At 77.5% G+C, this 302-nt stretch carries 1 protein-coding gene; it reads right to left on the reverse strand.

The window, feature by feature from the left end:
* A partial coding sequence (locus JHD82_RS29610) for a hypothetical protein (RefSeq protein ID WP_199140488.1) occupies positions 1 to 302 on the reverse strand: 302 nt, incomplete at both ends.

Here is a 302-nt window from a genome sequence, read left to right on the forward strand (position 1 = left end):
CCCCCCCCCCCCCCCCCCCCCCCCCCCCCCCCCCCCCCCCCCCCCCCCCCCCCCCCCCCCCCCCCCCCCCCCCCCCCCCCCCCCCCCCCCCCCCCCCCCCCCCTTTTCAAGCAGACGACGGCATACGCGATCAACGTCAGCGTCTCGTGGGCTCGGAGATGTGTATAAGAGACAGCGTTGTGCGGGCCGATCTGGCGCAGCGGCGAATAGCGCTGGCCCGCTCCGGTGCGGCCATAGGCATGCCATTCGCCCTCGGGCACGGCATCGGTGGCATCGCCCTGCAGCACCGGCGGGCTGCGCAG

The sequence above is a fragment of the Delftia sp. ASV31 genome (genome assembly GCF_016428765.1).
Classification (GTDB): Bacteria; Pseudomonadota; Gammaproteobacteria; order Burkholderiales; family Burkholderiaceae_C; genus Comamonas; species Comamonas acidovorans.